Genomic DNA, 17,067 nt, shown 5'->3' on the forward strand with positions numbered 1-17,067 from the left:
ACCCCTCGATCGGGGGATGCGCTTCAGCCCGGGTCGAGCTTGAGCACCACGGTGTCGGCGGCCTCCAGCACGCGACCTCGCGGCGTGCGGGGTTGCATGTACGGCAGTTCACGGCCGCTGCTGCGCTCCACCAGTCGCGAGTGCGGCTCGCCCGGAGTGAAGCGCTGCGCCTGGCCCCACTGCCGCAACGCAACCACGACCGGAAACAGCGCAGTGCCCGCCTCGGTGAGCACGTACTGCTGGTAAGAGGTGCCATCGGCGGCCGGCTGCAGTGCCAGCACGCCGCCGTCGACAAGGCGGCGCAGACGCTCGCTGAGGATGTTGCGGGCCACCCCCAGGCTGCGTTGGAAGTCGCTGAAGCGGTGCACGCCATCGAAGGCGTCGCGGACGATCAGAAGGATCCAGCGGTCGCCGAGCAGCTCGGTGGCGCGGGCCACGGGGCAGGGGGAGAAACTGGGCATGGTCGGCTCGGCGATGGATTCTGGTTGCATTTTAAAACCAAACTACCTACGGTGCGAGCAGTTGCAATTTGAAACTGGTCCATGAAGAAGTTTACCCCCTCCCCGGTTGTCGACCCCAGGCTGTTCCTGCTTGCCACTGCGGCCGGCGCCAGCGTTGCCAATGTCTACTACGCACAGCCACTGCTGGAGCGCCTGGCCGATGCCTTCCAGATGGATGCCGCGATGGCCGGAATGGTGGTGGCGGCCACCCAGGTGGGCAGCGTGCTGGCGCTGTTGATCCTGCTGCCGCTCGCTGATCGGCGTGAACGCCGAGGCTTGCTGCTGTTGCAGTTCGGTCTGCTGGCGTTGTCGCTGCTATGGCTGGCCGCCGCGCGCGGCAGCGTGTCCCTGCTGCTCGGCATGCTGCTGGTGGGCCTGTTCGGGACGGCCTGCACGCAGGCCTTGATCACCTGCACGGCGGCGATGGCCACGCCAGCGGTACGCGGCCGCCACGTCGGCACCGTGCAGGGCGGTGTATTCGCTGGCCTGCTGTTGGCACGCGTGGTGTCCGGGACGGTAGCCGCCGGGCTGGGATGGCGCGCGGTGTACGCCGGTTCGGCGGTGCTTATTGCTGCGCTGGGGATGCTGCTGTGGCGGTGCTTGCCGCCGATGCCGGTAGCGCAGGGGCGAGTCCATCAACGCGGCGTCATGGCGTCGATGTGGCGCTTGCTGTGCGCGGATGCGACGCTGCGCGAACGGGGCGTGCTGGCGTTGCTGCTGTTCGCCGGCCTCAACCTGTTCTGGAGTGCGGGGTCGCTTGCGCTGTCGGCACCGCCGTTGGCCTGGTCCACGACGGGTATCGGCGCGCTGGGCCTGGCCGGGCTGGCGGGCGCCTTGCTGGCGGGGCGGGTGGGCCGCTGGATGGACCACGGTCATGGGCGCGCGGTGAGCGCTGCGGCCTTGTTGCTGATGCTGCTGGCATGGCTGCCGCTGCTGCAGCTGCCCACTTCACTGGGGTGGTTGCTGCTGGGCATCGTGTTGCTGGACCTCGGCGGCCAGGCCTTGCATGTGAGCAACCAGGCGCTGGTGCTGCGGGCAGCGGAGCCCGTGCACGGGCAGCTGATCGCGCTGTACATGCTGTTTTATGCGGTGGGCAGCGGCATGGGGGCGGCGGCTGGGCCCGCGCTGCAGGCGCACGTGGGGTGGACGGGAGTCTGCAGCGCAGGCGCGGGCGTTGCGCTGCTGGCCTGCCTCTGGTGGGGCGCGGCGCGCTGGCACAGGGCCGCCGCGGTGCGCTGCAGATGACCGCATCGAGGGCGATGTTATAACCGGTGTGATGGTATCCCCTGCACGTGGGGCGTAGCCTGCCGGCAACACACAGGAGACCCTGATGGGCCACGACCACAACCATCTTCCCGCTGAAATCCGCCACGAAAAGCCGCTGTGGTGGGCACTGGGCCTGACCGCCGCGTTCCTGCTGGTGGAAATCATCGGCGCGTTCGTGACCAACAGCCTGGCGCTGCTGTCCGATGCGGCGCACATGGCCACCGACACCCTGGCTTTGATGATCGCGCTGGTCGCGGTACGGCTGAGCCGGCGTCCCCCCGATGCCCGCCGTACCTACGGCTACGCGCGGCTGGAAGCGCTGGGTGCGATGTTCAATGGTGCCATGTTGTTCGTGGTGGCCGGCTACATCCTGTGGGAGGCCATCGCCCGGTTCCGCCAGCCGCAGGAGATTGCTTCCACCGGCATGCTGGTGATCGCCGCGGTGGGCCTGGCAGTGAACCTGGTCTCGATGCGCCTGCTCAAGGCCGGCAGCGGCGAGAGCCTGAACGTCAAAGGCGCCTACCTCGAAGTCTGGGCGGACATGCTGGGATCTGTAGCGGTGATCATCGGCGCGCTGCTGATCCGCTGGACCGGCTGGAAGGTGATCGATCCGATCCTGGCGGTGCTGATCGGCCTGTGGGTGCTGCCGCGGACCTGGGTGCTGATGCGTGAAGCGATCAACGTGCTGCTGGAAGGCGTGCCGAAAGGCGTCGTGCTGGCCGATGTGCGCAGCAGCCTGTGCAACCACGGCGCGGTGGTGGACGTGCACGACCTGCACGTATGGGCTCTGGCCTCCAGCACGCCGGCGTTGAGCGCCCACGTGGTGCTGCGCGAAGGCGCCGATGCGGACCAGGTGCGGCGCGAGCTGGCCGACGCGCTGCACGAGCGCCACGACATCGACCATGTGACCCTGCAACTGGAAGCCGAGCATTGTGGCGATGCCTGCGCGGTGGGACCGGCGCCGACGGCTCACGAGCACGGGCCCGGCCACGACCGTCACGGCCATCATGGCCATGTCCACCACTGAGCCGGCGCCCGGCGTTCTTTCACCGTCTACAATGGCCGCCTGCCTTCCCGACGTTGGAGACCCTGCAGTGACTCGTAAACTCGTACTGTTGCGCCACGGCCAGAGCCAGTGGAACCTGGACAACCGCTTCACCGGTTGGGTCGACGTGGAGCTGACCGACAAGGGGCGCCAGGAAGCGGCTGCCGCCGGTCGCCTGATGCGCGAAGAAGGCCTGCAGTTCGACGTGGCCCATACCTCCGTGCTCAAGCGTGCCATCCACACCCTGCAGGGTGCGCTGGCCGAAATGGACCAGGATTGGCTGCCGGTCAGCAAGAGCTGGCGCTTGAACGAACGCCATTACGGCGGCCTGCAGGGCCTGGACAAGGCGGAAACCGCGGCCAAGCATGGCGAGGAACAGGTCAAGATCTGGCGCCGTTCCTACGACATCCCGCCGCCGACGATGGACATCGAGGATCCGGGCCATCCGCTGCACGACCGCCGCTATGCCACGCTGGACCGCAACGCGCTGCCGGGTACCGAATCGCTGGCCACCACGCTGGACCGCGTGCTGCCGTACTGGTTCGATTCGATCGCCCCGCAGTTGAAGGACGGCAAGACCGTGCTGGTCACCGCGCATGGCAACTCGCTGCGTGCGCTGTACAAGTACCTCAACAACGTCTCGCGCGAGCAGATCCTGGAACTGAACATTCCGACCGGCATCCCGCTGCTGTTCGAGCTCAACGATGACCTGACGGTGCAGTCGTTCCGTTACCTGGGCGACCCGGAAGCCGCGCGCAAGGCCGCCGAAGCGGTGGCCAACCAGGGCAAGGCGAAGTAACCCCTATACCACGATGCCCAGCGCCTCATCGGCCTGGGCATCGTCGTAATCGGGTTGCCAGGCGAAGCGGTGTTCCTTGTCCGGCAGGAACATGACCACGGCCTGCAGGGGCTGCCCGCCGCGGTGACGCACCGCCATGCCGAGGTAGTCGTCATGGCAGTCCTCGCGCACCGCGCGGAAGATGACCTTGTACCCGCCATCGAGCACATCGGCATCCTCCACGCCGGTATGGATCTGGTGGCCGCCGGCCAGCAGTTGCGCGCACTCGCTCAGCAGCGCGTGCGCCTTGGAACGCTGGAGCCCGAACACCATCACTTCCGGCGCGTCATACGTCGCCTGGAAGCCTATCGAATAGGAGAAGCCGGTTTCGCCATCCGGTCCGGGCAGGATGTGCAGGCAATGCCAGCCGTGCGCACGGATATCGTCGGCCACTCTGCGATCCTGGGGTCTATCCGCTGTTGTCATGTGAAAGCCTGCCCGTTGATCGTGAAGGACGACCGCCAGTGTCACACGTGTGGCGGTCATGCGCGCGGCGTGACCTTTGGCGGTCCCCTGGGCCCCATGTCCGGGCTACCCTCGGGGATTACCTGTCGGAGAGTCCCATGAAGTTGCGCACCCTGGCCCCGTTGGGCCTGACCGTTGCCATCGCCGCCTCGCTGGCGGCCTGCGGCAAGACCGAAACCGCGCCCGCCGCCACTGCCGATGCGGCCAAGCCGGCCTTCGACCAGTCGCTGATCAAGACGCCGCTGATCTCGCTCGACAGCGCCGACCTGGATACTGCCATCTCGGCCTGTACCGACCTCAATGCCTTCGTCAACCAGAAGTGGCTGAGCGCCAACCCGGTGCCGGGCGACCAGACCACGTGGGGCAGCTTCGAGATCCTGCGCGAGCGCTCGCTGGAAGTGCAGCATGCACTGGTCCAGCAGGCCGCAGCCAGCGAGGCCAAGGCCGGCAGCGTGGAAGCCAAGATCGGTGACATCTGGAAGACCGGCAGCGACGAGGCGAAGATCGAAGCCGCCGGACTGGCGCCGCTGCAGCCGCAGCTGGACAAGATCGCCGCGCTGGGCGACACCGCCGCGATCACCCAGTACCTGCGCGACAGCCAGGCACAGGGGCAGGGCGTGCTGTTCTCGCTGTTCGCCAACGCGGATTACAAGGACTCGGCCAACGTCATCGCCTATGTCGGCCAGGGTGGCCTGGGGCTGCCGGAGAAGGGCTACTACTTCGATGCATCGCAGGCGAAGATCCGCGATGCCTACGTGGCCTACATTGCCCAGGTGTTGACCCTGTCCGGCGTGGACGCCGCGCAGGCGGCCGACCAGGCCAAGGCCGTGCTGGCCTTCGAAACCCGCCTGGCCAACGCCTCGCTGTCGCGCATCGAAATGCGTGATCCGTCCAAGCGCTACAACCCGGTCAGCGCCGCCGATGCGGACAAGCTGACGCCGAACTTCAGCTGGACCGCGCTGTTCGACACCCTGAAGGTGCCGGCCGCGCAGAAGTTCTCGCTGGCCCAGCCGCAGTTCTTCACCGAAGTGGACAAGATGCTGGCCGACGTACCGGCCGCCACCTGGCAGGCGTACCTGCGCTTCCACACCATCGACGATGCTGCGCCGTACCTGAGCAGCAACGTGGAAAAGGCCAACTTCGATTTCTACGGCAAGACCCTGCGCGGCCAGCAGGAGATGCAGCCGCGCTGGAAGCGCGTGCTGGATTCGGTCAACACCGGCATGGGAGAAGCGCTCGGCCAGCTGTACGTGGATGCGGTGTTCCCGGCCGAAAGCAAGGAGCAGATGCAGCACCTGGTGGAGAACTTGTCCGAAGCGCTCAAGGCCCGCCTGGAGAAGCTGGAGTGGATGGGCGAAGACACCCGCAAGAAGGCGCTGGAGAAGTGGGCCAGCTTCACCCCAAAGATCGGCTACCCGGACAAGTGGCGTGACTGGTCGGGCCTGCAGACCAACGGCGACAGCTTCCTGGGCAACATGCAGGCCGCGCGTGCGTACAACTACCGTTACATGCTGGACAAGATCGGCAAGCCGGTGGACAAGACCGAGTGGGGCATGACCCCGCAGACCGTCAACGCGTACTACAACGCTACCAAGAACGAGATCGTGTTCCCGGCGGCGATCCTGCAGGCACCGTTCTTCGACGCCAAGGCCGATCCGGCGCTGAACTACGGCGGCATCGGTGCGGTGATCGGCCACGAAATGATGCACGGCTACGACGATTCGGGCAGCCAGTTCGCCGCCAACGGCAACTTCGACAACTGGTGGACCGACGCGGACCGCAGTGCCTTCACCCAGCGTACCGACCAGCTGGTGGCGCAGTTCGATGGCTACGAGGCGGTGCCGGGCGTCAACGTCAAGGGCAAGCTGACCCTGGGCGAGAACATCGGCGACCTGGGTGGACTGACCGTGGCCTATGACGCGCTGCAGATGGCGCTGAAGGAAGATCCTTCGAAGAATGTACCGGTGGACGGCTACACGCAGGACCAGCGTTTCTTCATGAACTGGGCTACGGTGTGGCGCCGCAACTTCACCGATGGCGAGCTGCGCGTACGCCTGAACACCGATCCGCATGCGCCGGCGAACTTCCGTGCCAACGGTGCGCCGTCGAACATGCCGGCGTTCGCGGCGGCGTTCGAGTGCAAGGCCGGCCAGCCGATGGTGCGCGCCGACGACAAGCGCGTGGTCATCTGGTGATCATGCGCTGCTGTTGAAGCATGAAAAACCCGGCGCAAGCCGGGTTTTTCTTTGGCCGTGGTAGCGCCGGTAGTGACGACCGCTGGTCGTCAGGCTCCTGCTCTGGTGGGTGACGACCGATGGTCGTCACGCGGGTGCTGCCTTGCCGCTGCGCTCGCCGAGCATGGCTCGGCGCTACCACTCCGGCGAGGTCACCTGACGGTGCCGGGTCAGCCCGGCGCCAGCGTCGTCAACAGCGCCTTGGCCGCATTGAAGCGGTCTTCCGGCAGCGGCAGTGGATGCTTGATCCGCAGTTTGTCCGGGCCGTCCATGCTGTACAGATTCGACTGCTTCTGGATCAGCTGGATCACCGACATCGGATCGATATTCGGCTTGGCCTCGAACACGATGCGGCCGCCGGCCTCGCCGAGGTCCAGCTTGCGGATGCCCAGCTCGTTGGCCTGCAGCTTCAGTTCGGCGATGGCGAACAGGTGCTTGGCCGCATCCGGCAACAGGCCGAAGCGGTCGATCATCTCCACCTGCAGCTCGCGCAGTGCCGCACTGTCGCGCGCGCTGGAAATGCGCTTGTACAGGGTCAGCCGGGTATGCACGTCGGGCAGGTAATCGTTGGGGATCAGCGAGGGCACATGCAGTTCCACTTCGGCCCCACGGGCTTCCTCGCCGGCATCCAGGTCGGGCAGCTTGCCCAGCCGGATGCTGCGCACCGCACGTTCCAGCAGTTCGGTGTACAGGCTGAAGCCCACTTCGGCCATCTGTCCACTCTGGTCTTCGCCCAGCAGTTCGCCGGCGCCGCGGATCTCCAGGTCGTGGGTGGCCAGTGTGAAGCCGGCGCCCAGCTCGTCCATCGAGGCGATGGCTTCCAGGCGCTTCTCCGCATCCGGTGTGATCGAGCGGCGGTCCGGCACCACCAGGTAGGCGTAGGCACGATGGTGCGAGCGCCCCACGCGGCCGCGCAGCTGGTGCAGCTGGGCCAGGCCGAAACGGTCGGCGCGGTTGATGATGATGGTGTTGGCGTTGGGGATGTCGATGCCCGATTCGATGATCGTGGTCGACAGCAGCACATTGAAGCGCTGCTTCTGGAACTCCAGCATCACCCGTTCCAGCTCGCGCTCGGGCATCTGTCCGTGGGCGATGCCGATGCGGGCTTCGGGTACCAGCTCGGACAGCTCACGCTGCATGCGGCCGATGCTTTCCACGTCGTTGTGCAGGAAGTACAGCTGGCCGCCGCGGGCCAGTTCGCGCTGGAAGGCTTCGCGCAGCAGCGCATCGTCCCATTGGCTGATGAAGGTCTGCACCGCCAGGCGGTTCGGCGGCGGAGTGGCGATGATCGACAGGTCGCGCAGCCCGGCCATGGCCATGTTGAGCGTTCGCGGAATAGGCGTGGCGGTCAGGGTCAGCAGGTGCACGTTGGCACGCATCGCCTTCAATGCTTCCTTCTGGCGCACGCCGAAGCGCTGTTCCTCGTCGACCACGACCAGCCCGAGGTCCTTGAACTTCACGTCCGGCTGCAGCAGCCGGTGGGTACCGATGATGACGTCGATGGTGCCGTCGGCGACCTTCTCCAGTTCGGCCTTGATCTCCTTGGTGGACTTGAAGCGCGACAGCACTTCCACCTTCATCGGGTAATCGGCGAAGCGGTCGCGGAAGTTGCGGTAATGCTGTTCGGCCAGCAGCGTGGTCGGCACCAGCACGGCGACCTGCTTGCCGGCGCTGGCCGCAGCGAACGCCGCGCGAACGGCCACTTCTGTCTTGCCGAAGCCGACGTCACCACAGACCACGCGGTCCATCGGCTGGCTGCTGGCAAGATCGCGCAGGGTCGCGTCGATGGCGGCCAACTGATCCTGGGTTTCCTCGAACGGGAAGCCAGCGGCGAACGGTTCGTACATCGCGCGGTCCACATCCAGCGCCAGCCCGGCGCGGGCGCGGCGGCGCGCCTGGATCTCCAGCAGCTCGGCGGCTACGTCGCGGACTTTCTCGGCGGCCTTGCGCTTGGCCTTGGTCCATTGTTCGCCGCCCAGCGAATGCAGCGGGGCGGTTTCCGCCGATGCGCCGGAATAACGGCTGATCAAGTGCAGCTGGGCCACCGGCACGTACAGCCGGTCGCCCTTGGCGTATTCGATTTCCAGGAACTCGCCGGGCATGCCGCCGACGTCCATCGCGATCAGTCCGCGGTAACGGCCTACGCCATGGTCTTCATGGACGATCGGCGCGCCTTCGGTCAGTTCGCCGAGGTCGCGGATGATCGCCTCGGGCTCGCGACCGGCACGACGCGAGCGCCGCTGGTGCGCTGCGCGTTCGGGGAACAGCTGGCGCTCGGTCAGCACGGCGATGCGTGGATCGTCCAGCGCGAAGCCGTCTTCCAGCGGTGCAACGGTGATCGCAAAGCGCTCGCTGCCGGCCAGGAAGGTCGGCAGGTCGGCCACCACCGGCGGACGCAGGGAGGCGGCCTGCAGGACTTCCAGCAACGCCTCGCGGCGACCGGCGGTATCGGAGGCGATCAGCACGCGGCCGGGATACTGCTCGATGAAGGTGGCCAGCGCCTGGCCTGCGACGGCATCACGCGCAGCGACCGGCAGCGGCGGCAGCGCAGTGTCACCCAGCGCGTGGGCCTGCTCGATGCGCGCATGGCCGGGCGGCCACACTTCCACGCGGGGCAGGTCGTTGAGCTTTTCGCGCAGCAGTTCAGGCGACAGGTACAACTGCCCCGGCGGCAGCAGCGGGCGTTCGACGTCGTGCCGGCGCTGTTCGTAGCGCTGGCCGGTCTGCGCCCAGAACGCCGCTGCGGCTTCGCCGACGCCGGCGGCGATCACCGGCAGCACGTCGGTGGAGAAGTAATCGAACAGCGTCGCGGTGTGGTCGAAGAACAGCGGCAGGTAGTACTCGATGCCCGCCGGTGCGAGTCGGGATTTCAGGTCCTGGTACAGCGAACTGCGGCGCGTGTCGACATCGAAGCGTTCGCGCAGGGCGTCCATCACCCGCGAGATGCTGGCATCGTCCATTGGCACTTCGCGACCGGGCAGCATGTGCACGGCCTGGACCTTTTCCAGCGAACGCTGGGTCTCCGGGTCGAAGGCGCGGATGGTGTCGATGTCCTGGTCCAGCAGTTCCACGCGCAGCGGTTCGCTGGCACCCATCGGGTACACATCCAACAGGCCGCCGCGCACGGCGAAATCACCCGGATCCATCACCTGCGGCACGTTGCGGTAGCCGGCGCTTTCCAGCCGCCGCTTTTCCGCATCCAGGTCCAGCCGCTGGCCGACTTCCAGATCGAAACTGCCGCCGATCACATACTGTTTCGGCGCCAGCTGCTGCATCAGGGTCTGCACCGGAACGACCACCAACCCACGCTTCAGCCCGGGCAGGCGATGCAGGGCGGACAGGCGTTGGGAAATGATGTCCGGGTGCGGACTGAAGCGATCGTAGGGCAGGGTTTCCCAGTCCGGGAACGCCACCACCGGCAGCGACGGATCATCGCCGAGCAGCGTGCGCAGATCCGATTCGATCTGGTTGGCGCCGTGGTTGTCCGGCGCGACGACCAGCACCGGGCCATCGTGTGCCTGCGCCGCACGGGCGAGGTACCAGGCCAGCGCGGTGGGCGAGCTGGGAGCGCGCCACCAGGCGCGGAGCTGGCCCGGACGGGGCAGCGGCGGAACGGGATAGGGAGAGCGCGACATTGGCCGCAGATTCTACCAGAGCCGCCTGTGCAGGCCCGGACAACGCCACGTCAAGCAGGGGGAGCACTGACCCACATCGGTAATGGGTAGCGCCGAGCCATGCTCGGCGAGCGCAGCGGCCAGGCAAGCATCGCCGGGCAACGCCCGGCGCATCCGCTCAGCTATCCAGTTCCAGCACCATGCGCACCAGCCCGGGCGTACCCTGCGGATGCGGCACCGGCTTGAAGCCCAGCGAATCGGCCAGCTGCTTCATCGGCTCGTTTTCTTCGGCGACATCGCCATACAGGCGATCCAGATACTTGCCGCGCGCCCACTTGACCAGCTTGCGCATCAGCTGCCGGCCGAGGCCCTGGCCGATCAGGAAGCGGCTGATCAGGATGGCGTACTCCGCTTCACGGGTTCCCTGGATGATCGAGGCACGCGCGACGGCACCGACCACCGCTTCGCCGGCAGGCAGCGACTCGGCGGCGACCAGGGTGATTTCGGTCTTGGGATTGGGATGGGTCAGCCGCTGGGTGGTTTCCGGCGACAGTTCGGTCACCGCCTGCAGGAAGCGATCGCGGATTTCTTCCGGGCCGAACAGGCTGAAGGCCGCCTGCAACGGCGGGCCGTCTTCGGGCCGGATGGGACGGATCAGCAGTTCATGGCCACTGGGGGCCTTGAAGATCTCGTGCCAGGGCGGCATGCGGTTGCGAGTGGCCATACCGGGTAGTTCCTTGGTGGTCCAGCGATTGTGGCATCCCCATGGCTGCATTCCGTGAACGGAAGGTTCACGGGAGGCAGCGGCCAGGACGCCTTAGTCGGCGGTCTTCAACCAGTCCAGGCGGGTGCTGGCGCCGGGCTCGCCCAGGTGCTGCTTCAGGGCGGGCAGAGCGGGGCCAACCATGCGGTCGAACTGGAACGGGGCATTGAGGATCAGCATGCCGCTGCCATTGAGGCGCAACGGGGATTCATCCGGACGCACCAGCAGTTCGATGGTCATCGCGGATTTATAGGGCAGGGCGGTGGCCTTGCGCAGGAAATGCAGGATGGTGCGGCGCTGCTTGATCGGGAACCAGACCGCGCAGGTGGCCTGCGGCCAGCGCTCATGGGTTTCTTTCAGGGCGGCGAGGATGCGGATGTACTCGGCGTCCTGGCCCTCGTAAGGCGGATCGATCAACACCAGGCCGCGGCCGATCTTGGCGCCGTTTGCCTTCGGTGGGACCAGAGCCCGTATTTTTTCGTAGCCGTCGCCTTCATACACGCCGACCCGTGCATCACCGGCGAACAGCTTCTTCAGCGCGGCGGCTTCTTCGGGCTGCAGCTCGCAGGCGGCCAGACGGTCCTGCGGGCGCATCGCCTGGGCCGCCAGCAGGGGGGAGCCGGGGTAGGTGATCATCGCCCCGACCGGGTTGTCGGCCTGCACGGCCTTGAGGTAGCGTTCGACCACTTCGGGCAGCTTGGGCTGGGACATCAGCTTCATGACCCCGTCTTCGGCTTCCAGGGTCTTGCGGCTTTCTTCGCTGGCCAGCAGGTAGCGGCCGCGGCCGGCATGGGTGTCCAGCACGAAGAACGGGCTGTCCTTGCGCTTGAAGCTGTCGATCAGGGCCAACTGCACGATGTGCTTGAGGACATCGGCGTGGTTGCCGGCATGGAAGGCGTGGCGGTAGTTCATGGGGCGCAGTGTACGGGTCGGCAGGCGCAGCGGCTATGCTGCCGCCCATGACAGAACCCGTTGCCCGCGTGCTGGTGGTTGAAGACGAAGCCGCCATCGCTGAAACCGTGTTGTACGCCCTGCGTAGTGAAGGCTTCGCGGCCACTCATTGTCTGCTGGGTGGGCAGGCCCTGCAGCAGCTGGAGGAGGGCACGTTCGATCTGGTGATGCTGGATGTGGGCCTGCCCGACCTGGGCGGCTTCGAGGTCTGCCGTCGCCTGCGCGCGCTGCCGGGCGCGGTGGGGCAGCTGCCGGTGATCTTCCTGACCGCGCGCAATGACGAGGTCGACCGGGTGATGGGGCTGGAGCTGGGCGCCGATGACTACGTCACCAAGCCGTTTTCGCCGCGCGAACTGGTGGCGCGCGTGCGGGCCCGACTGCGCCGCAGCTGGGTGGCGGGGACCGCGCCCGATGGCCGCTGGCAGCAGCAGGGTACGTTCCACATCGACCGGCAGGGCCGCCGCATCCGCTATGGCGAGCAGCTGCTCGACCTGACGCGCTACGAGTACGCGCTGCTGGCCGCGCTGCTGCAGCGGCCCGGGGCCATACTCAGCCGGGCCCAGCTGATGGACCGCGGCTGGGATGCCAGCGCCGACAGCGCCGACCGCACCGTGGACACCCACATCAAGACGCTGCGCGCCAAGCTGCGCAGTGCCGGGGCCACCGATGACCCGATCCGCACCCATCGCGGCGTCGGCTACGCGCTGGAGGCCTGAGCATGCGGCTGGGGCTGAAACTGTTCCTGGGCTTCTTCCTGATCGTCGGCCTGGCCGCGTTCTTCGTGATGCGCGTGTTCGTGGAGGAAGTGAAGCCGGGGGTGCGCCAAGCGATGGAATCCACCCTGGTGGATGCAGCGAACGTGCTCGCCGAGCTGGCGGCGCCGGAGCTCAAGGCCGGCACGCTGGCCCGTGGTGGCTTCACCTCCAGCCTGGCCCGCGCGCAACGCCGCGACCCCAAGGCGATGGTCTGGCGCTTTCCCAAGCGCGCGCTGGACTACCGGGTGACCATCACCGATGCCAAGGGCATCGTGCTGTACGACTCGCTGGGCCGTGACGTCGGCCGCGACAACTCGCGCTGGAATGATGTCCATCGCACCCTGCGTGGCGAGTACGGCGCGCGCTCCAGTCCGGAGGTGCCCGGCGATGCCACCCACACAGTGATGCACGTGGCGGCGCCGGTATACGACCCGGCCGATGGCCGAACGTTGATCGGCGTGCTGTCGCTGTCCCAGCCCAACCGCAGCATCGATCCGTTCATCACCGCCAGCCAGCGCCAGATCATGCTGCGCGGTGCGTGGCTGATCGGCCTGTCCGCGCTGATCGGCATCCTGATGACGGCATGGTTGACGACCGGTGTGCGACGGCTCAACCGTTATGCGCAGGCGGTCAGCGCCGGTGAGCCGGTGGCCCCGCCGAAGCCGCGGCGCGATGAGATCGGTGACCTCGGCCGCGCGCTGGAAACCATGCGCCGGAAGCTGGAAGGCAAGGCGTACGTGGAGCAGTACGTGCAGTCGCTGACCCATGAAATGAAGAGCCCGCTGGCGGCGATCCGCGGCGCAGCCGAGCTGTTGCAGGAGCCGATGCCTGCCGAAGACCGCGAGCGCTTTGCGCGCAGCATCGTCGACCAGCAGCAGCGGCTGACCCAGACCATCGACAAGCTGCTGGCGCTGGCCGAAGTGGAGCAGCACGGCTGGCTGCAGTCGCGTGACACGTTGGTGGTGGCCACGCTGTTCGCTGCGGTGGTGCAGGACGCGCAGCTGCGCGCGCAGGCCGCCGGCGTGCAGGTGCAGGTGCAGCCCGTCGGCACGCTGACGCTGCAGGGCGATGGCTACCTGCTGCGCCAGGCGCTTGGCAACCTGCTGGACAACGCAATCGATTTTTCGCCGGCCGGCAGCAGCATCCAGCTGATCGCCGACGTGGAGGGTGCCGGCATCGCACTGCAGGTCGTCGACCAGGGCACCGGCATTCCGGCGTTCGCGCGCGGACGGGTGTTCGAACGCTTCTATTCGCTGGCACGCCCGGCCACCGGCGCACGAAGCTCCGGGCTGGGCCTGCCGTTCGTCAGCGAGGTGGCACGCCTGCACGGTGGGAACGCCAGCGTGGAAGCGGGCGCCTCCGGTGGCACCCGCGCGGTGCTGAGGCTGCCACGGTAGCGGCCACTTCACATTCGCTTCAAACTCAGCTCAAACCCCGCACATCCGGGATGTCCATCCTGCAGGCCTCTCCAACGAGGATGGACCATGAAATCCCTGCACCTGTTCCTGCGCTTCGCCATTGTCGGCGGGCTGATCCTGCTGCTGCTGGTTCCGCTGATGCTGATCCGCGGCGTGATCACCGATCGCAGCGAGTACCGCGAAGAGGCATTCCGCCGGGTGGCCGAAAGCCGTGCCGGCACCCAGCAGCTGGTCGGCCCGGTTCGCGTGGTGCCGTGGATCGAACGCACCACGGTGGTGGTGGTCGACAAGGCAGGCAAGAGCAGCAACGAAGTACAGATCACCCAAGGCCACTGGTTGCAGATGCCCCGCCAGTTGAGCGTGGACGGACGGCTGGCGCCGGACCTGCGCTCGGTCGGTCTGTTCAAGGTGCCGGTGTACAGCTGGCAGGGGCACATCGCGGCCGACTTCGCTGCCGATGACTACCCGGTGAGGGAGGGGCGCAGCTATGGCACGCCTTACCTGGCCATCGGCCTGAGTGATGTGCGCGGCCTGGTCGGCACGCCGGACCTGCGGGTCAATGGTGCACCGTTGCGGCTGCAGCCGGGCGTCGGGATGGCAGACGCGCTGGGGCGTGGCCTGCATGCCGAGGTCGCCGGGTTTGCCGATGCACGCGGTGGCACGCTGGCCGCCAGCCGGATCGAGCTGGACCTGCAGGTGGATGGCAGCCGCTCGTTGGCGGTGGTGCCGGTGGGCGATGACAACCAGATCGCGCTGCGTTCGCGCTGGCCGCACCCCTCGTTCGCCGGCGCGTTCCTGCCCAATGAGCGCCGCGTCGATGCGCAGGGCTTCGAAGCGCGCTGGACCGTGTCTTCGCTGGCTTCCGATGCACAGCGGCAGCTTCGCGCCGGTGATCCGTCGACGCAGGCGGTGGAAGTTTCGCTGGTGGATCCGGTGGATGTATATACCCAGGCTGATCGTGCTTCCAAGTACGGCGTGCTGTTCGTGCTGCTGACCTTCGTCGGCTTCCTGCTGTTCGAACTGATCCGCCAGCTGCGCATCCATCCGCTGCAATATCTGATGGTCGGCCTGGCGCTGGCGATCTTCTTCCTGCTGCTGATCAGCCTGTCTGAGCACATCACCTTCTGGCAGGCCTATCTGGTATCGGCGCTGGCCTGCATCGGCCTGCAGGCGGTCTACCTGGCCAACGTGCTGGGCCACTGGAAGCGCGGCATGGGCTTCGCCCTGATGCTGACGGTGCTGTACGGCGCGCTGTATGGCCTGCTGGTGTCGGAGAACAACGCGCTACTGATGGGCTCGCTGCTGCTGTTCGGCATCCTGGCGCTGGTGATGTGGGTGACCCGCCGGGTGGACTGGTACGCGCTGGGCATGGGAACGCCCCCGGCGCTGCCTGCGGACACCGCGCCGCGCAGTCTCGGCTGATTCTTTCCGGCACGCATGCCAGAGCGCCACGTTCCGGATCGGAATGTGGCGCTGCTGCCTTGTGTGACCTTAGGCATCTGGCGTGCGCGGCCCTTCGCCCTACACTCGGGGATTGATCTATGACGGCGCGTGCCGGGGGCTGGACGATGGGGAAGTGGGGTGTGCTGGCGATCGCGCTGGCGTTGAGCAATCCGGCAGTGGCGCAGCACGTCGAGCCGGTCGACCTGGACATGGTCAGCAAGATCCGCCAGGAAGCGTTCCATCGCTCGCAGGTAATGGATACGTTCAGTCATCTGACCGAAAGCATCGGCCCGCGACTGACCAATTCGCCGGCCATGGCCCAGGCCAACGCCTGGACGCGCGGCAAGTTCAACGAATGGGGCCTGGTCAACGTACACGATGAAGCGTTCGAAGATTTCGGGCGTGGCTGGGAGTTCACTTCGGCGTCGGTGTTGATGCTGGGCAGCGGCTCGCAGGGTGACCGCATGCAGCCGCTGCATGCGCTGCCCAAGGCCTGGACCCCGGGCACCAACGGCCCGGTGGAAGGCGAGCTGGTGCAGGTGGACATCAAGAAGCTGGCCGACCTGGAAAAGTACAAGGGCAAGCTGCGCGGCAAGATCCTGCTGCTGGGCGAAGCACGTGAGTACAAGCGCGGCACCGAGCCGGATTCGCACCGCCACGATGCGACCTCGCTGGAAGGCCTGCAGGAATTCACCGTGCCGAAGAATGCCGCAGCCGACAAGGAGAAGCGGGTCAAGGAGTACACCGAGCGGCAGGCGCTGGCCAAGGCGGTCAATGCCTTCTTCGTGGAAGAAGGCGCGCTGGCGGCGATCAGCATCAGCGGCTGGGACAACGGCATCATCCGGGTCGCTGGGGGCGGTTCGCGCAAGGCCGGCGAATCAGCCGGCATCCCGGAGCTGGCGATGATCTCCGAGCACTTCAATCCGCTGGTGCGCGCGCTGCTGGCCAAGCAGCCAGTGAAGCTGCGCGTGGACGTTGCCGCACGCTTCACCGATGACAGCAACCAGCCCGGCTACAACACGCTGGCCGAGATCCGCGGCAGCGGCAAGGCCGATGAAGTGGTGATGCTCGGTGCCCACATGGATTCGTGGCATACCGGCACCGGCGCAGCCGACAATGCCGCCGGCGTGGCGGTGATGATGGAAGCCATGCGCATCCTGAAAGCCGTGGGCGCCAAGCCCAAGCGCACCATCCGGGTCGCGCTGTGGAGCGGGGAAGAGCAGGGGCTGATCGGCTCGCAGGCCTACGTGGCCAAGCACTTCGCGCAGTTCCCCGAACCCGCCGATGCCGCGCAGAAGGCCTTGCCGGCCTCGTTGCGCGAGCCGACCGGTGCACTGGTCAAGCGCCGCGATTACGAGAAGTTCTCGGTGTACTTCAACATGGACAACGGCTCGGGCCGATTCCGTGGCATCTACGCCCAGGAGAACCTGGCGGCGATGCCGGTGTTCGAAGCCTGGCTGAAGCCGTTCAACGACGTCGGCGCGACCACCGTGGCCACCCGCAACACCGGCTCCACCGACCACATCAGCTTCGACCGCGTCGGGCTGCCGGGCTTCCAGTTCATCCAGGACAAGCTGGACTACTTCAGCAACGTCCACCACAGCCACCTGGACACCTGGGACCACGCCGAACCGGAAGACCTGAAGCAGGCCGCCGCGATCGTGGCCTCGTTCGTCTACAACGCCGCCACGCGCGAGGACCTGTTCCCGCGCAAGGCGCAAAAAGGGGACGGAGGGGATTAAGTCGTAAACGGCACAGGTCCGGCGTGAAGGGTG

At 66.9% G+C, this 17,067-nt stretch carries 13 protein-coding genes; 8 read left to right on the forward strand and 5 right to left on the reverse strand.

Annotation, left to right across the window (positions count from 1 at the left end):
* Positions 1 to 23: 23 nt before the first annotated feature.
* Positions 24 to 461, reverse strand: a complete 438-nt coding sequence (locus tag SOM47_RS05810; RefSeq protein WP_320505070.1) for a winged helix-turn-helix transcriptional regulator — start codon at positions 459 to 461, stop codon at positions 24 to 26.
* Between the two features lie 81 nt (positions 462 to 542).
* Between SOM47_RS05810 and SOM47_RS05815 the strand changes: the two genes are divergently transcribed.
* The 3 genes from SOM47_RS05815 to gpmA all read left to right on the forward strand — a co-directional run bounded on the left by SOM47_RS05815 (position 543) and on the right by gpmA (position 3,610).
* The gene (locus SOM47_RS05815) at positions 543 to 1,745 is read left to right on the forward strand and encodes an MFS transporter (RefSeq protein WP_320505008.1); all 1,203 of its coding nucleotides are present in this window, start codon (positions 543 to 545) and stop codon (positions 1,743 to 1,745) included.
* A gap of 85 nt (positions 1,746 to 1,830) precedes the next feature.
* The gene (locus SOM47_RS05820) at positions 1,831 to 2,793 is read left to right on the forward strand and encodes a cation diffusion facilitator family transporter (RefSeq protein ID WP_320505009.1); all 963 of its coding nucleotides are present in this window, start codon (positions 1,831 to 1,833) and stop codon (positions 2,791 to 2,793) included.
* 67 nt (positions 2,794 to 2,860) lie between these two features.
* Complete coding sequence (gpmA, locus tag SOM47_RS05825; RefSeq protein WP_042612657.1) at positions 2,861 to 3,610, forward strand: 2,3-diphosphoglycerate-dependent phosphoglycerate mutase; 750 nt, start codon at positions 2,861 to 2,863, stop codon at positions 3,608 to 3,610.
* Positions 3,611 to 3,613: 3 nt separating this feature from the next.
* Here gpmA and SOM47_RS05830 read toward each other — a convergent pair whose 3' ends face one another.
* A complete protein-coding gene (locus SOM47_RS05830; RefSeq protein ID WP_320505010.1) occupies positions 3,614 to 4,042 on the reverse strand; it encodes a DUF4262 domain-containing protein in 429 nt (142 codons plus the stop codon).
* A 170-nt stretch (positions 4,043 to 4,212) separates the two neighbouring features.
* Here SOM47_RS05830 and SOM47_RS05835 point away from each other — a divergent pair, with 170 nt between their 5' ends.
* A complete protein-coding gene (locus SOM47_RS05835; protein ID WP_042612659.1) occupies positions 4,213 to 6,309 on the forward strand; it encodes a M13 family metallopeptidase in 2,097 nt (698 codons plus the stop codon).
* A gap of 209 nt (positions 6,310 to 6,518) precedes the next feature.
* Here SOM47_RS05835 and mfd read toward each other — a convergent pair whose 3' ends face one another.
* The 3 genes from mfd to SOM47_RS05850 form a co-directional block, all read right to left on the reverse strand.
* Positions 6,519 to 9,983, reverse strand: coding sequence for a transcription-repair coupling factor (gene mfd, locus SOM47_RS05840; protein ID WP_320505011.1), 3,465 nt, complete (start codon positions 9,981 to 9,983; stop codon positions 6,519 to 6,521).
* A 157-nt stretch (positions 9,984 to 10,140) separates the two neighbouring features.
* Positions 10,141 to 10,686 carry a GNAT family N-acetyltransferase gene (locus tag SOM47_RS05845; protein WP_042612661.1) on the reverse strand — a complete coding sequence of 182 codons (546 nt, stop codon included), beginning with the start codon at positions 10,684 to 10,686 and terminating at the stop codon, positions 10,141 to 10,143.
* Positions 10,687 to 10,779: 93 nt separating this feature from the next.
* Positions 10,780 to 11,637 (reverse strand): 23S rRNA (adenine(2030)-N(6))-methyltransferase RlmJ, encoded by an 858-nt coding sequence (locus SOM47_RS05850; protein WP_042612662.1) that lies wholly within the window; start codon positions 11,635 to 11,637, stop codon positions 10,780 to 10,782.
* A gap of 35 nt (positions 11,638 to 11,672) precedes the next feature.
* On the opposite strand from SOM47_RS05850, the gene creB reads away from it, so the two are divergent.
* The 4 genes from creB (at position 11,673) to SOM47_RS05870 (ending at position 17,034) form a co-directional block, all read left to right on the forward strand.
* On the forward strand, positions 11,673 to 12,392 hold the full coding sequence (creB, locus tag SOM47_RS05855; RefSeq protein ID WP_320505012.1) for a two-component system response regulator CreB: 720 nt from the start codon (positions 11,673 to 11,675) through the stop codon (positions 12,390 to 12,392).
* A gap of 2 nt (positions 12,393 to 12,394) precedes the next feature.
* Positions 12,395 to 13,828: a two-component system sensor histidine kinase CreC gene (creC, locus tag SOM47_RS05860; protein WP_320505013.1), complete on the forward strand. Its 1,434-nt coding sequence runs from the start codon at positions 12,395 to 12,397 to the stop codon at positions 13,826 to 13,828.
* 87 nt (positions 13,829 to 13,915) lie between these two features.
* Positions 13,916 to 15,271: a cell envelope integrity protein CreD gene (gene creD, locus SOM47_RS05865; RefSeq protein ID WP_320505014.1), complete on the forward strand. Its 1,356-nt coding sequence runs from the start codon at positions 13,916 to 13,918 to the stop codon at positions 15,269 to 15,271.
* 146 nt (positions 15,272 to 15,417) lie between these two features.
* Positions 15,418 to 17,034: a M20/M25/M40 family metallo-hydrolase gene (locus tag SOM47_RS05870; protein WP_320505071.1), complete on the forward strand. Its 1,617-nt coding sequence runs from the start codon at positions 15,418 to 15,420 to the stop codon at positions 17,032 to 17,034.
* Positions 17,035 to 17,067: the final 33 nt, after the last annotated feature.

It is taken from the genome of Stenotrophomonas sp. CFBP8980 (assembly GCF_034046095.1).
Classification (GTDB): Bacteria; Pseudomonadota; Gammaproteobacteria; order Xanthomonadales; family Xanthomonadaceae; genus Stenotrophomonas; species Stenotrophomonas lacuserhaii.

Excerpts from the sequence above, each read along its gene's own strand:
- SOM47_RS05815 (WP_320505008.1), top strand. The coding sequence starts at position 543 with ATGAAGAAGTTTACCCCCTCCCCGGTTGTCGACCCCAGGCTGTTCCTG.
- SOM47_RS05845 (WP_042612661.1), bottom strand. The coding sequence starts at position 10,686 with ATGGCCACTCGCAACCGCATGCCGCCCTGGCACGAGATCTTCAAGGCC.
- creD (WP_320505014.1), top strand. The coding sequence starts at position 13,916 with ATGAAATCCCTGCACCTGTTCCTGCGCTTCGCCATTGTCGGCGGGCTG.
- creC (WP_320505013.1), top strand. The coding sequence starts at position 12,395 with ATGCGGCTGGGGCTGAAACTGTTCCTGGGCTTCTTCCTGATCGTCGGC.
- SOM47_RS05820 (WP_320505009.1), top strand. The coding sequence starts at position 1,831 with ATGGGCCACGACCACAACCATCTTCCCGCTGAAATCCGCCACGAAAAG.
- mfd (WP_320505011.1), bottom strand. The coding sequence starts at position 9,983 with ATGTCGCGCTCTCCCTATCCCGTTCCGCCGCTGCCCCGTCCGGGCCAG.
- SOM47_RS05835 (WP_042612659.1), top strand. The coding sequence starts at position 4,213 with ATGAAGTTGCGCACCCTGGCCCCGTTGGGCCTGACCGTTGCCATCGCC.
- SOM47_RS05850 (WP_042612662.1), bottom strand. The coding sequence starts at position 11,637 with ATGAACTACCGCCACGCCTTCCATGCCGGCAACCACGCCGATGTCCTC.
- SOM47_RS05870 (WP_320505071.1), top strand. The coding sequence starts at position 15,418 with ATGGGGAAGTGGGGTGTGCTGGCGATCGCGCTGGCGTTGAGCAATCCG.
- creB (WP_320505012.1), top strand. The coding sequence starts at position 11,673 with ATGCTGCCGCCCATGACAGAACCCGTTGCCCGCGTGCTGGTGGTTGAA.
- SOM47_RS05810 (WP_320505070.1), bottom strand. The coding sequence starts at position 461 with ATGCCCAGTTTCTCCCCCTGCCCCGTGGCCCGCGCCACCGAGCTGCTC.